The following is a 13483-nucleotide window of genomic DNA, read 5'->3' as shown; positions in this document are numbered from 1 at the left end:
AGACCCCAGGTTCACAGCTCGAAAAGCCGGTCAAATTATACCCGTGAAGACGGCTATTGCAACATGGCAAAAATCCTTAATTTTTGCGGCTTTCCGCGCGAAATTAAGGTTATGTTCATATCGAAAGTAATGGATGTTTTATTACTACAAAAAGCGTAAAAATCACGATTCTGACAGGCCAAAATAGCCCAATACCCGGTCCAAATCTGCCAAGTTATCGTAACTTATTACTAACTTGCCGCTATCTTTCTTACCCGGCTGAAGTTGCACCTGATTGCCAATTTTTTCAGAAATCTGGCGCTCGATATAACCAAACTGCGGATCGCGGACGGGTTCAACCCTGGTTTTTGCCGGTTCCAGTGCTTTTTGCACCAGCTTCTCGGTATCTCGCACTGTCAGCCCCTTCTGGGCCACCAGTTTGGCCAGCTCTGACTGGGCCTGGCCGCTCAGGGCCAGCAGGGCACGGGCATGCCCCATGTCGAGGTCGCCGTGTTCCACGAAGCGCTTCACGTCCTCGTTGAGCTGGTTGAGACGCAGCAGGTTGGTGACCGTGGTGCGGGACTTGCCTACCGCCTCGGCAACCTGCTGGTGAGTCAGTTCGAACTCCGTCAGCAGGCGCTGAAGGGCGACGGCCTCCTCGATGGCGTTGAGATCTTCACGCTGGATGTTCTCGATAAGTGCGATGGCGACGGCCGCCTCGTCGGCGACATCCTTGACCAGGCAGGGCACCACTTCGAGACGGGCCAGCTGGGAGGCGCGCCAGCGGCGTTCACCTGCAATGATTTCGAAACGGTTTTCACCGATGGAGCGTACCACTATGGGCTGGATCACCCCTTGTGCACGGATGGAGTTGGCCAGCTCCTCCAGCGCATCCTGGGACATATCCTTACGCGGTTGGTATTTGCCGGACTGCAACCACTCCACCGGCAGCTTGCGCAATTCCCCCTGATTGGTCGGGGCCATGGCCTGTTCGGTGCGCTGGTCGCTCATCACCTGTTTCTGGCGGGCGGCCGTGCTGGTGCTGAGCAGGGCGTCCAGCCCCTTGCCCAGCCCACGTTTCTTCGGCGTCATATGCTCTCTCGATCTGCGGTGAGCGGCTGGGACTCCTGCTCCTGGCGGCGCAGGATCTCGCCAGCCAGGGCCAGATAGGCCTTGGCCCCCACCGATGATTTGTCATAGTGCATGGCTGGCGCGCCAAAGCTCGGCGCCTCCGCCAGTCTTACGTTGCGGGGAATGATGGTGCGATAGACCTTGTCCCCGAAATGCTGTTTCAGCTGATCGGACACATCATTGGCCAGCCGGTTGCGATGATCGAACATGGTGCGCAGCACCCCTTCGATCTTCAGCTCCGGATTGACCACGGCTGCCAGCTTGCTGATGGTGTCCACCAGGGCGGTCAGCCCTTCCAGCGCATAGTATTCGCACTGCATGGGCACCAGCACGGAGTCGGCGGCGGCCATGGCGTTCACCGTCAGCATGTTGAGAGAAGGCGGGCAGTCGATGAAGACGTAGTCGTACTTGTCCCTGACCGAGGCCAGGGCGTTGCGCAGGCGGATCTCGCGGGCAAAAAACTCCATCAGGCGGATTTCTGCCGCGGTCACGTCGGCATTGGCGGCGATCAGGTGATAGCCTCCCGAGGTTTCGGGGATGATCACCTCGCCGATGGGGGCATCTTCGATCAGCAGTTCATAGGCAGTGCGTTCGACATCGTACTTGTCGACGCCACTGCCCATGGTGGCATTGCCCTGCGGATCCAGATCGATCACCAGCACCTTGCGCCGGGTAGCGGCCATGGAGGCGGCCAGATTCACACAGGTGGTGGTTTTACCCACTCCACCCTTCTGGTTGGCTATGGCAATGACTTTTCCCACACTGTCCCCTAAATGAATACGGCGGCCCTATTCGGGCTGGATGGCTTTAAACTCCAGCAGATGGCGTTCGCCTTCCAGTTCCGGCACCACCAGCTTGTGGGTGGCAACCAGACGAATGCTGTCAGGCAACTGTGCCAGCTCCTGCTCGGGGTATTGTCCCTTGAGCGCCAGGAAGCTGCCCTCGGGTGACGGCAGATGATGACACCAGCTCAGCATGTCCTCCAGGGAGGCGAAAGCCCGGCTCAGCACGCCGTCAAATCCCACCTCGGGCTGATACTCCTCCACCCGGGATTTGACGGGGGTCACATTGGTCAACCCCAGCTCCAGGATCACCTGGCGGATGAAGTTGATCCGCTTGCCCAGGCTGTCGAGCAGCACGAACTGTTTGTCCGGATTGATGATGGCCAGCGGCAGTCCGGGCAGACCCGGACCCGTTCCCACATCGATGAAGCGTTCACCGTGCAGGTGAGGACTCACCACCAGGCTGTCGAGGATATGCTTGACCAACATGGCGTCCGGATCTCGCACCGAGGTGAGATTGTAAGCCTTGTTCCACTTGTGCAGCAACTCGACCAACTGCACCAACTGGGTCTTCTGGGTTTCGGTGATAACAATTCCGGCCTGCATGAGCAGGCCGTTCAATCTTTGCAGCATGTTGTCCAACGGGGAATTCCTCAGGCGGTTTTACGCAGCAGGCCGTGTTTCTTCAGGTGCACCAGCAAGATGGAGATGGCGGCAGGGGTGATGCCGGAGATGCGAGACGCCTGACCTATGGTCTCTGGCTTGGCATCGTTGAGCTTGGCGATCACCTCGTTGGAGAGACCGTTCACGTCGCGGTAGTTCATATCCAGCGGCAGCAGGGTGTTTTCGTTGCGCAACTGTTTCTCCACCTCGTCGTGCTGACGCTCGATATAACCGGCGTACTTGATCTGGATCTCCACCTGATCCGCGGCAGCCGCATCGGTCAATGCAGGCCCCACACCCTCGATGGCCATCAGGGCATCGTAGGTCACCTCGGGGCGACGCAGCAGCTCTTCCAAGCTCTGCTCCCGGGTCAGGGGAGTGTTGACCAGGGCGTTGACGGCCTCCAGAGACGGATGCTGCGGGTGGATCCAGGTCGAGCGCATGCGCTGACGTTCCTGCTCCACCTGTTCCACCTTGGCATTGAACAGGCTCCAGCGATGATCATCCACCAGACCCAGCTCGCGGCCGATAGCGGTCAGGCGCAGATCCGCATTGTCTTCCCGCAGCAGCAGGCGATATTCGGCACGGCTGGTGAACATGCGATAGGGTTCGCGGGTTCCCAGGGTGGAGAGATCGTCCATCATCACGCCCATGTAGGCCTGATCCCGGCGTGGGTGCCAGGCTTCCTTGCCCTGGGCGCGCAAGCCCGCGTTCAGACCGGCCATCAGGCCCTGGGCAGCGGCCTCTTCATAGCCGGTGGTGCCGTTGATCTGGCCGGCGAAGAAGAGGTTCTCGATGCACTTGCTCTCCATGTTGGCCTTGAGATCCCGCGGATCGAAGAAATCGTACTCGATGGCGTAGCCAGGGCGAGTGATATGGGCATTCTCGAAGCCACGGATCGAGCGGACGATCTGCACCTGCACGTCGAACGGCAGGCTGGTGGAGATCCCGTTCGGGTAGAGCTCGTGGGTGGTCAGGCCTTCCGGTTCCACAAAGATCTGGTGCGCCGTCTTGTCGGCAAAGCGGGTGATCTTGTCCTCGATCGACGGACAGTAGCGCGGGCCTATCCCCTCGATCACCCCGGCGTACATGGGGCTGCGATCCAGGTTGTTGCGGATCACCTCGTGGGTCTGCTCATTGGTATGGGTCACGTAGCAAGGCATCTGGCGCGGATGCTGGCTGGCGTTGCCGATAAAGGAGAAGACCGGGCGAGGATCGTCGCCATGTTGCTGCTGCATCACGGAAAAATCGACGGTGCGTGCATCGATGCGTGGTGGTGTGCCCGTCTTGAGGCGATCGATGCGCAGCGGCATTTCACGCAGGCGCTGGGCGAGGGCAATCGAGGGAGGATCCCCGGCGCGGCCCCCTTTGTAGTTCTCCATGCCGATGTGGATCAGGCCGTTCAGGAAGGTACCCACGGTCAGTACGACCGTCTTGCCGCTGATGCGGATCCCGCTCTGGGTGACAACCCCGGCGACGCGATCCCCGTCCATGACCAGATCGTCGCAGGCCTGCTGGAAGATCTTCAGGTTCGGGTAGTTCTCCAGCATCTGGCGCACGACTGCCTTGTAAAGCAGACGATCCGCCTGGGCGCGAGTGGCGCGAACCGCCGGGCCCTTGGAAGAGTTGAGCGTGCGGAACTGGATCCCGCCGAGATCGATGGCCTGCGCCATGATCCCGCCAAGGGCGTCGACTTCCTTGACCAGGTGTCCCTTGCCGATCCCGCCGATCGCCGGATTGCAGGACATATGCCCCAGCGTATCTATGTTGTGGGTGAGCAACAGGGTATTGAGACCCATCCGGGCTGCCGCTGTTGCCGCTTCGGTTCCTGCATGACCGCCACCGACGACGATCACATCAAATTGTTCATGGTATTGCATTGGGGATCACCTTGATCTGCACGCCTGAAGATCTTTGTTTGCCTGGTCTGAAGGGCGGATCATTCTATCTGTTTAGCATCCGGAGGGGAACGTCTACTTCAGGATCAGTATGGATCAGGGAGCGGTTAAATAGATCTTAAGGATCTTTAGATCGATCTTTTATTGGATCTTTTATTAGGATCCACGACTTCTGTTGATAAGGCATTTTTGATCATAAAGATCATTCGGTTAAGGTCGATCGCTGCTTGTGGAAAAGCTTGGATCCGGAGGGGGCGAACGGGGGGATAACATGGGTTTTTATACACAGATACATGGTTGGCAAGATCTAATACATGAATAACTATAGGTTTTACAGAGCTTGGTACCGAAGTTATGCACAGTTATCTTGGCTTATGTGGGGAATAATCGGGAAAAACTTATCCGGATCCCCCTGTTAATAACCTGGTGGATAGGGATCTGGGGATAACCAGGGAGATCGGGGGTCGTGACCGGATCTCCCTGGCCCTGATCAGCCGATCAAGGTCATCCAGTCGTGGATCCAGGTTTCTGCGGCATCTTCCGGGATCTCGTGCTGGGTGACGTCTATCTCCAGACGCTCCCCGATCCGGTTTGCCCCGCACTCTGCCAGCAGCCGATCCAGCGTCTTGCCGCCCTGGCAGAAGGTGTCATAGCTGCGATCCCCCAGGGCGATCACTCCGTACTTGAAGGCGGCGAGATCCGGCTTCTGTTCGGCAAGATCCTGGGCAAAGGGCTGCAGATTGTCGGGTACATCCCCCGCACCATGGGTGGAAGTGACCACCAGCACGATGGCTCCTGGCTCGGTCAGGATCCTGGCCAGGCTGGCGGGGTTGTGGATCTCCGCCTGGTGGCCCGCCTGTTCAAGCAGGCCGACCACATGATCTGCGACATATTCGGAGGCCCCCAGCATGGAGCCGACGACGAGGTTGAGTTTGGCCATGGAATGGATCCTGATGTCATCGAAAAAGTGAAGAGCGGGGATCTTACCGCCAAAGCATGTGGATAAATATGGATAAAGCTTGGGGATAAGGATCCTGTCCACTTTTTTGTTGCCAAAACCGGTCTCGTGGCCGTCATGCTGCCTTCTTTCCGCCTGTTGGGACCTCATCGCACCTTTCGTTGTCAAACGACACTTTAAAACATCAATTAACAATGCAGATGCAAATGATTAGCAATTATTGAATCGATTCGATCACGGCACCTGTAGTAGCATGGCGCTGCTTTATTCGCCTGAGGCGCCGGGCTGACCGGTCCAATTGGGCACCCATAATAAGAAATCAAACATAACTTATTGATATTTGAGACACTTATATGATTGCGCAAAAAAATACCCCGAATGCCGTGATGCGAAAGAGAGGCGCACAGCTGCTGCCGCTCTCCTGTCTGCTGGCGTCCCTGCCCGTGTTGGCGGCGGAACAGGCGGATAAAGAGTTGCCCAAGGCGGGCGAAACCATGGTCGTGACCGGGACCGCCATGAAGGTCGAGGTCCCCATGGCAGAGACCCCCCGTGCCGTTTCCGTGGTCAATCGCGAAGAGCTGGACCAGCACGCCGTACTCAAGCTCGACGAGTCCCTACGCTATCGCTCCGGCGTCCTGTCCCAGTCCTATGGTTCGGACACGGATGCTGACTGGTTCAAGGTGCGCGGCTTCGATGCGGCTTCTTACCTGGATGGCAACCGCCTGTTCAGCACCGGTTACTATGTCTGGACCCCGGAACCCTTCGGCCTTGAGAGCGTGGAAGTGCTCAAAGGCCCGGCCTCCATTCTGTATGGCGAAGCCCCTCCCGGAGGCGTCATCAACGCCATCAGCAAGCGTCCGACAGCGACCCCGCAGGGTCTGGTGAACCTGCAACTGGGCAACCGGGATCTGCGCCAGGTCGGGGTGGATGTCTCTGACTCTCTTACCGACAACAGCCGTTATCGTCTGGTGGCCCTCTACAACGAGCGGGACGGCGTGCTGGATGGCACCTACAACGAGCGCGCCTATCTGGCGCCGAGCGTAACCCTGGATATTTCGGATCGCACCACGCTGACTCTGCTTTCCAGCTTCAAGCACGATGAAGGGGTGCCGACCAACGGCTTCTTCCCGGTTTACGGCACCCTGAATACCTCCGGCGGCCAGCTCGATCCCTCCACCAACCTGAGCCAGCCGGATTACGACCGCAATCGCAATACCCAGATCTCCGCCGGGTACGAGCTGGCCCACCAGCTCAACCAGACCTGGGAGTTCAAGCAGAACGTTCGCTTCAACTACAACGATCTGCTGCTGCGCCAGACCTACATCTTCCCGACCTATGAAGGCACCACCGCCTACCGCGGCCTGGTCTACCGGGATGGGGATACCAAGAGCGCCACCATGGACAATCAGATGGTGGGCTACTGGAACACCGACAGCACGGAGCAGACCCTGCTGCTGGGGGTGGATCTGCAGCGCCATGTGAATGAAGGTCAGGAAGCCGACAACTATGGCATGGGCGCCATCAACACCATGAACCCGGATTACAGCGGTTTCCCCGGTTTTGATGAATCCACCGCGACCCATCAGAAGAGCACCAAGGGCCAGAGCGGCCTCTATGCCCAGCACCAGATCCGCTGGGATGATCGCTGGCTGCTGACCGCGGGCGGTCGTTTCGACTACGTGGAAACCCACAACATCAGCGAAGCCAAGAGCAAGAACGAGAAACAGTACGACGACAACCTCTCTCTCTCCGGCAGCCTGATGTACCTGGCCGACAACGGTCTCTCCCCTTACTTCGCCTATGCGGAATCCTTCGAAGTGCTGCCGGGGATAGACCCCAACACCGGCAACTCCTACAAGCCGCTGGAAGGCAAGCTCTACGAGACCGGGGTCAAGTACGCACCCAGCTTCCTCGATGGCTACATCAACCTGGCGCTGTTCGATCTGGAGCAGACCAACTCCCTGGTCTCTACCGGCTCCGGCCAGCAGACCCAGGCCGGTGAAGTGACCTCCCAGGGGGTCGAGCTGGAAGGGAGCGTGCAGGCCACCGAGGCGTTGCGCCTGACCGCTGCCTATACCTATACCGATGCCAAGACCAACGACACCGGCAACGGCGATCGTCGTGCGAGCCTGATCCCGCGCCACCAGGCCTCCTTCTGGGGCAACTACAAAGTGCAGCAGGGCCCGGTATCCGGTCTTGAGCTGGGTTCCGGCGTGCGCTATGTGGGTTCCAGCGTCGGCATCGGCGCGGTGAATGCGGACTACACCCCCATCTATGGTTCCGCCCAGGTACCTGCACACACCGTATGGGATGCGATGATCGGGTATGACTTTGCCAAGAACTGGCGTGCCCAGATCAACGTCAACAACCTGCTGAACGACACCTATGTGGCGAGCTGCGACTACTACTGCTACTACGGCGAGCCGCGCAGCATAGTCGGCACCGTCAACTACCGCTGGTAAGCGACAGGCCGGGCGGGGGCGAAGGCTCCCGCCCTCCTTCCATTCATCTACAGGCCTGTCATGGAACTCTTGTCACTGGTTTATCGCCAATACCGTTGGCCCTTCATCGCCATTACCCTGCTCAGCCTGTTGAGTGCTGTCAGCGGGATAGGCGTCATTGCCTTCATCAATCAATCACTTATCGAATCAGTCGGGGATCCGCTGCCGATCCTGGGTCAGCTTGTCGGCCTTGTCTTGCTGCTGCTGGTGATCACGCTCGGATCCCAACTGGCCCTGACCACCCTGGGTCACCATTTCGTCTACCGGTTGCGTGGCCGCCTGCTCAAGCAACTGCTGGATACCGACGTCGCCCGTCTGCGTCAAATAGGGCAGGGGCCGCTCCTGGCCTCCCTTTCCAGCGACATCGGTCAGATCACCATCGCCTTCGTGCGCCTGCCGGAGCTGGTACAGGGCCTGGTGCTCACCCTGGGCTCCATCATCTACCTTGGCCTGCTCTCTCCCGCCTTGCTCGGTGTTACCGCCCTCTGGGTCACCGTGACCATGGTGGTGGGCTGGTTGCTGGTGAACCGGGTCTATCGCCACCTGGCGCACATGCGCCAGGCCGAAGACAGGCTCTACCAGAACTACCAGTCCATCATCGCCGGGAGCAAGGAGCTGGCGCTCAACCGCGAGCGTGCCCACTTCGTCTACCACCAGCTCTATGAGCAGAATGCCCGGGACTACCGGGAGCAGATCATCCGCGCCGATACCTACCACCTGAGCGCGGTGAACTGGTCGAACATCATGATGCTGGGTGCCATCGGCCTGGTCTTCTTCCTGGCCAACGGGCTGGGCTGGGCCAACACCAATGTGGCCGCCACCTTCGCCCTGACCCTGTTGTTCCTGCGCACTCCCTTGCTGCAAGGTATCGGAGCCTTGCCGACCCTGATCGCCGCCCAGGTGGCGTTCGACAAGATAGCTGCCCTCAATCTGGCAGAGCCGGACGAAGCGTTCCCGTTGCCGCCTGCGCCTCGCTCCTGGCAGCGCATCGAGCTGGAGCAGGTGAGCTTTCACTACCAGGGGGAGGGCGGTTTCTCCGTGGGCCCCATCAATCTGGTGATCGAGCGGGGGGAGCAGATATTCCTCATCGGTGGCAACGGCTCCGGCAAGTCGACCCTGGCCATGCTGCTGACCGGGCTCTATCAACCGGTCTCTGGCCGGATCCTGCTGGATGGGGAGCCGGTCACCGATCGCAACGGCTATCTGGGGCTCTTCTCCGCCATCTTCACCGACTACCACCTGTTCCAGCATTTGCTGGGGCCCGAGCCGAAAGAGGCGCTGGTCGCCGAGTGGCTTGAGCGGTTGCAGATGGGCAGCAAGCTTGCCATCGAGGATGGCTTCATCGCCGATATCGACCTCTCCCAGGGCCAGCGCAAGCGGGTCGCCCTGCTGCTGGCCCTGGCAGAGCAGCGGGAGGTGATGCTGTTTGACGAATGGGCCGCGGAGCAGGATCCCCAGTTCCGCCGCATCTTCTATCAGGTGCTGTTGCCGCGTCTCAAGGAGATGGGCAAGACGGTGATCGCCATCAGCCACGACGATCACTACTTCTCTCTGGCCGATCGCCTGCTGGAGATGCGCCAGGGCCGCCTCACCGAACTGACCGGCGAGCAGCGCAAGCAGGTGAGCCGGGATGCGGTCGCCCATCTGGATGGCAAGGTGCCGGCCTGATGCTGGCACCGATGAGACTGGCAGCAAGCCAGCACAGGAATTGCTTATGTTCGAGATGAAATCCGCCAGCTTCGCGGTCAATGACCGCATGCTGCTGCACCCCACCAGCCTTCGCTTCGAGCAAGGTCGGGTCTATGGCCTCATCGGCCACAACGGGTCGGGCAAATCGACCCTGATCAAGCTGCTGGCGCGCCAGCAACCCCACAGCGGCGGGGAGATCCTGTTCGATGACCAGCCGTTGTCTGCCTGGGGCAACCGGGAGTTTGCCCGTCAGGTGGCCTATCTGCCCCAGCACCTGCCGAGTGCCGAAAACCTGCTCGGCCGCGAACTGGTGGAGATGGGGCGCTACCCCTGGCGCGGACTGCTGGGCCGGATGGGAGCGGAAGATCACCGTCAGGTGGAGCGTGCCATCGCCCTGACCCACACCGAACGCTTTGCCGATCGGCTGGTGGATACCCTCTCCGGCGGTGAGCGGGGGCGAGTCTGGCTCGCCATGCTGCTGGCTCAGGAGAGCCGTTTCATCCTGCTGGACGAGCCGCTGGCCGCCCTGGACGTGGCCCATCAGGTGGAGGTGCTCACGCTCGTCAAGCAGCTCAGCCGCCAGCTCAACCTCGGGGTCATCATCGTCATTCACGACATCAACATGGCCTCCCGTTTCTGCGATCGGCTGGTGGCGCTGCACTCCGGCCGTCTGCTGACCCACGGCGAGCCCGAACAGATCATGACAGGGGAGACCCTGAACGCCATCTATGGCATCCCCATGGAGGTCATTCGCCATCCGGCCCATGACCACGCCATCGCCATCGTCTGACCGGGGGCCGCTCTTGAACCGTTTATTGAAGATGGCGCCCTGTCTGCTCAGTCTGCTGCTGCCCCTGGCAGGGGAGGCCGGGCAGCTTGTCACCGCCACCGACGCCACCAGCGCCACGCCCCGCATCGCCACAGTGGACTGGACCATAGCCGAGACCCTGCTGGCCCTGGGGGTCACCCCGATGGCGGTGGGGGATGTGGCCCCCTATCGCGCCTGGGTCGGTGAACCCCAGCTTCCTGCCGGGGTGATCGATATCGGGCTGCGTGCCCAACCCAACCGGGAACTGCTGGCGGAGCTCAAACCGGATCTTGTTCTCATCTCGCCGCTGGCGGCCCCCCTGGCGCCGACCCTCTCCCGCATCGCGCCGGTGCACTCCATCGCCCTGTATGAACCGGGCACCGATCTGTGGCAGCGACTGCGGGAAGCGACCCTGACCATAGCCGCCCTGGTCAACAAAGAGGCGGAGGCCGAACGCCAGCTCGCCGCACTGGAGCTGGATCTGGCACAGATGCAGGTGGCGCAGCCCGCCGATCTGCCCCCCTTGCTGGTGGTGCAATTCATTGATGAGCGCCATGTGCGGGTGTTTGGCCGTGGCAGCCTGTTCGAGGCAGTGATGCAGCGGCTTGGCCTGCGCAATGGCTGGCAGGGGGAAACCAATGCTTGGGGCTTTGCCGTGGCCAGTCTGGAGCAGTTGATGGCGCTGCCGCAAGCGCAGCTGGTGGTGGTCGATCCGATCCCGGTCGGGGTGAGCGAGCGGCTACAGGAGCCCGGTCTGTGGCAGCAGCTACCACAGGTGAGGGCGGCGGCCGTGCTGCATCTGCCTGCGGTGTGGAGTTTTGGCGGCGTGCTGGCGGCGCGCCGCTTTGCCGTGCAGCTCAGTACTGCGCTGCAGAGGGATGGGCAAAGCGGGGAGGGGCTGCAATGAACCAGATTTTTCCGTCGCAGCTGCGACTACCTGTCAGCCTGCTGCTGGGGCTCACGCTGGCGCTCGCCGGTTGGGAGCTGGCCGGTCAGTTGCCGGTGGCGCGTTGGCTGGCGACCCTGTTGTCGCCGGATCTGACCGATGCCCGCCAGGCGGTGGTTCATTTCAGCTGGCTGCCGCGCCTAGCCATCTGCCTGCTGGCCGGTGCCGCCCTCGGGCTCGCCGGTACCCTGATGCAGCAGGTGCTGCGCAATCCCCTGGCCTCGCCCACCACCCTGGGGGTGGCCTCCGGCGCCCAGCTGGCGCTGATGATGGTGACCCTGCTCGCCCCCTCCTGGCTGCTGATCGGGCGGGAGTGGATCGCCATGGCCGGGGGAAGCCTGGCCATGGGGCTGGTCTTCGCCCTGGCCTGGCGCCGCCAGCTCAATCCCGTGGTCATCGTCTTTGCAGGGCTGGTGATAAACCTCTATCTGGCCGCCATCAGCATGGGATTGCTGCTGTTCTTCCAGGAGGAGCTCAAAGGGTTGCTGGTGTGGGGGAGCGGATCTCTGGCCCAGAACAGCTGGAGCGGCGTCGGCTATCTGCTGCCACGGTTGCTGCTGGCCGCGATGCTGGCGGCGGTGCTGGTGCGCCCGCTGGCTGTGCTGGAGCTGGACGATGCCAGCGCAAGCAGCCTGGGGGTCTCCCTCAAGCATCTGCGCCTGGCTGGTCTGGGTCTCGCCGTGTTCGTCACCGCCTGCGTGGTGAGCGTGGTGGGGCTGATCGGTTTTATCGGGCTGGCGGCGCCCGCCATGGTGCGGTTGTTGGGGGTCAGAAAACTGGCCCAGCGGCTGCTGTGGGCACCCATCCTCGGCGCCCTGTTGCTGGCGGCCACCGATCTGCTGCTGCAGACCCTGAGCCGGTTCTGGCCTGTGCTGATCCCGACCGGCGCTATGACAGCCCTGTTGGGGGCGCCGCTGCTGCTCTGGCTGATCCCGCGTCTTGGTATCAAGCAGAGTGCGCCTAAGGCGAACTCCTCCCTGCAGTTGGCCCGCCATCCGGCGCCGACTCGCCTTGTCGGCCTGATGGTGTTGGGGCTGGCTGCGGCGGTGATCGCCTCCCTGTTGTTTGGGCAGGGGATGGGCGGCTGGGGCTGGCCGAGCTGGCTGCGGTGGCAGGCCCAGCTGGAGTGGCGCTTGCCGCGCACCCTGGCAGCGGGTGCCGCAGGCGTGTTGCTGGCGCTGGCTGGCACCTTGTTGCAGCGAGTCAGCAACAACCCCATGGCGAGCCCCGAACTGCTGGGGGTGAGCGGTGGCACCTTCATGGGGGTGATTGCGGCGGCCCTGTTGCTGCCCGCCTTGCCGCTGCCCATGATGCTGCTGGGGGGGCTGGTGGGCGCCTTCGCCTGCCTGCTGCTGCTGGTGCTTATCAACCGGCGCAACGGCTTCCAGCCGGAGCGGATACTGCTGTCTGGCATCGCCATCACGGCGCTGTTCGAGCCGTTGCAGGCCATCGCCCTGGCCAACGGTGACCTGCGGGTGCAGCAACTGCTCTCCTGGATGTCCGGCTCCACCTATTACGTCACCCAGCCGGTGGCCCTTGCCCTGGTGGTGTTGGCGCTGCTGATGCTGGCAGCCTGCCTGCTGGTGAGCCGCTGGCTCGATCTTATGCCCATGGGGCCGGCGGTAGCGACGGCTCTGGGGATCCATCTCGGCCGTGCCCAGCTCACCATCCTGCTGCTGGTGGCCGTGCTCACCGCCAGTGCCACCATGGTGATAGGTCCGCTCTCCTTTGCTGGTCTGCTGGCGCCGCACCTGGCCAGATTGATGGGGCTGGTGAGGGCGCGCTGGCACCTGCTCGGCGCTGCAGGCTGTGGCGCTTTGCTGATGGTGTCGGCGGACTGGATCGGCCAGCAGATCCTCTTTCCCCAGGAGGTGCCCGTCGGTCTGGTCTCCACCCTGTTAGGGGGTGCTTACTTCATGTGGTGCCTGCGCCGCCTCTAGGTCGATGGATGAAAAGCGCACAAAAAAAGCCCGGGATGAACCCGCAATGCTGTTCACTTAAGCGGAGCCGCATTGCGATTTACCGGAAAACGGGTCTTTGATATCTTCACCGCCCTGGGTCTCGATGGCCTGGGGCGTTTTTCTATGAACATGACGCCTATGCAGCCCCGCAACTCCGCCAACCTCCG

Annotated in this window: 10 protein-coding genes; 5 read left to right on the top strand and 5 right to left on the bottom strand. The window is 61.5% G+C overall.

Features of this window, described 5'->3' with window-relative positions; all coding sequences use genetic code 11:
• Positions 1-162: 162 nt before the first annotated feature.
• The 5 genes from J9889_RS11915 to mioC all read right to left on the bottom strand — a co-directional run bounded on the left by J9889_RS11915 (position 163) and on the right by mioC (position 5393).
• On the bottom strand, positions 163-1071 hold the full coding sequence (locus tag J9889_RS11915; protein ID WP_210556808.1) for a ParB/RepB/Spo0J family partition protein: 909 nt from the start codon (positions 1069-1071) through the stop codon (positions 163-165).
• Positions 1068-1871, bottom strand: a complete 804-nt coding sequence (locus tag J9889_RS11910; RefSeq protein ID WP_029313362.1) for a ParA family protein — start codon at positions 1869-1871, stop codon at positions 1068-1070. Before J9889_RS11910 ends, J9889_RS11915 begins: the two co-directional genes overlap by 4 nt.
• 27 nt (positions 1872-1898) lie before the next feature.
• Positions 1899-2525: a 16S rRNA (guanine(527)-N(7))-methyltransferase RsmG gene (gene rsmG, locus J9889_RS11905; protein ID WP_210556805.1), complete on the bottom strand. Its 627-nt coding sequence runs from the start codon at positions 2523-2525 to the stop codon at positions 1899-1901.
• A gap of 20 nt (positions 2526-2545) precedes the next feature.
• Entirely contained in the window at positions 2546-4435 is a 1890-nt protein-coding gene (mnmG, locus tag J9889_RS11900) for a tRNA uridine-5-carboxymethylaminomethyl(34) synthesis enzyme MnmG (protein WP_210556804.1), read from the bottom strand.
• Positions 4436-4943: 508 nt separating this feature from the next.
• Complete coding sequence (gene mioC, locus J9889_RS11895; RefSeq protein ID WP_210556803.1) at positions 4944-5393, bottom strand: FMN-binding protein MioC; 450 nt, start codon at positions 5391-5393, stop codon at positions 4944-4946.
• 371 nt (positions 5394-5764) lie between these two features.
• Here mioC and J9889_RS11890 point away from each other — a divergent pair, with 371 nt between their 5' ends.
• The 5 genes from J9889_RS11890 to fhuB are packed head-to-tail and all read left to right on the top strand — an operon-like array spanning position 5765 to position 13295.
• Positions 5765-7873: a TonB-dependent siderophore receptor gene (locus J9889_RS11890; RefSeq protein ID WP_210556801.1), complete on the top strand. Its 2109-nt coding sequence runs from the start codon at positions 5765-5767 to the stop codon at positions 7871-7873.
• 60 nt (positions 7874-7933) lie between these two features.
• The gene (locus tag J9889_RS11885; RefSeq protein WP_210556799.1) at positions 7934-9580 is read left to right on the top strand and encodes a multidrug ABC transporter permease/ATP-binding protein; all 1647 of its coding nucleotides are present in this window, start codon (positions 7934-7936) and stop codon (positions 9578-9580) included.
• A 46-nt stretch (positions 9581-9626) separates the two neighbouring features.
• Positions 9627-10391, top strand: coding sequence for an ATP-binding cassette domain-containing protein (locus J9889_RS11880; RefSeq protein ID WP_052815150.1), 765 nt, complete (start codon positions 9627-9629; stop codon positions 10389-10391).
• A 31-nt stretch (positions 10392-10422) separates the two neighbouring features.
• Positions 10423-11316, top strand: a complete 894-nt coding sequence (locus J9889_RS11875) for an ABC transporter substrate-binding protein (protein ID WP_210556831.1) — start codon at positions 10423-10425, stop codon at positions 11314-11316.
• Positions 11313-13295, top strand: a complete 1983-nt coding sequence (gene fhuB / locus J9889_RS11870) for a Fe(3+)-hydroxamate ABC transporter permease FhuB (protein ID WP_210556796.1) — start codon at positions 11313-11315, stop codon at positions 13293-13295. The genes J9889_RS11875 and fhuB overlap by 4 nt, the downstream gene beginning before the upstream one ends.
• Positions 13296-13483 lie beyond the last annotated feature (188 nt).

Source organism: Aeromonas sp. PrichA-15 (genome assembly GCF_017939245.1).
Classification (GTDB): Bacteria; Pseudomonadota; Gammaproteobacteria; order Enterobacterales; family Aeromonadaceae; genus Aeromonas; species Aeromonas caviae.
The sequence above is the reverse complement of the archived record's forward strand: the minus strand, read 5'-3'. Positions and strand labels throughout refer to the sequence as shown.

Excerpts from the sequence above, each read along its gene's own strand:
- J9889_RS11915 (WP_210556808.1), bottom strand. The coding sequence starts at position 1,071 with ATGACGCCGAAGAAACGTGGGCTGGGCAAGGGGCTGGACGCCCTGCTC.
- rsmG (WP_210556805.1), bottom strand. The coding sequence starts at position 2,525 with ATGCTGCAAAGATTGAACGGCCTGCTCATGCAGGCCGGAATTGTTATC.
- mnmG (WP_210556804.1), bottom strand. The coding sequence starts at position 4,435 with ATGCAATACCATGAACAATTTGATGTGATCGTCGTCGGTGGCGGTCAT.
- mioC (WP_210556803.1), bottom strand. The coding sequence starts at position 5,393 with ATGGCCAAACTCAACCTCGTCGTCGGCTCCATGCTGGGGGCCTCCGAA.
- J9889_RS11890 (WP_210556801.1), top strand. The coding sequence starts at position 5,765 with ATGATTGCGCAAAAAAATACCCCGAATGCCGTGATGCGAAAGAGAGGC.
- J9889_RS11885 (WP_210556799.1), top strand. The coding sequence starts at position 7,934 with ATGGAACTCTTGTCACTGGTTTATCGCCAATACCGTTGGCCCTTCATC.
- J9889_RS11880 (WP_052815150.1), top strand. The coding sequence starts at position 9,627 with ATGTTCGAGATGAAATCCGCCAGCTTCGCGGTCAATGACCGCATGCTG.
- J9889_RS11875 (WP_210556831.1), top strand. The coding sequence starts at position 10,423 with ATGGCGCCCTGTCTGCTCAGTCTGCTGCTGCCCCTGGCAGGGGAGGCC.
- fhuB (WP_210556796.1), top strand. The coding sequence starts at position 11,313 with ATGAACCAGATTTTTCCGTCGCAGCTGCGACTACCTGTCAGCCTGCTG.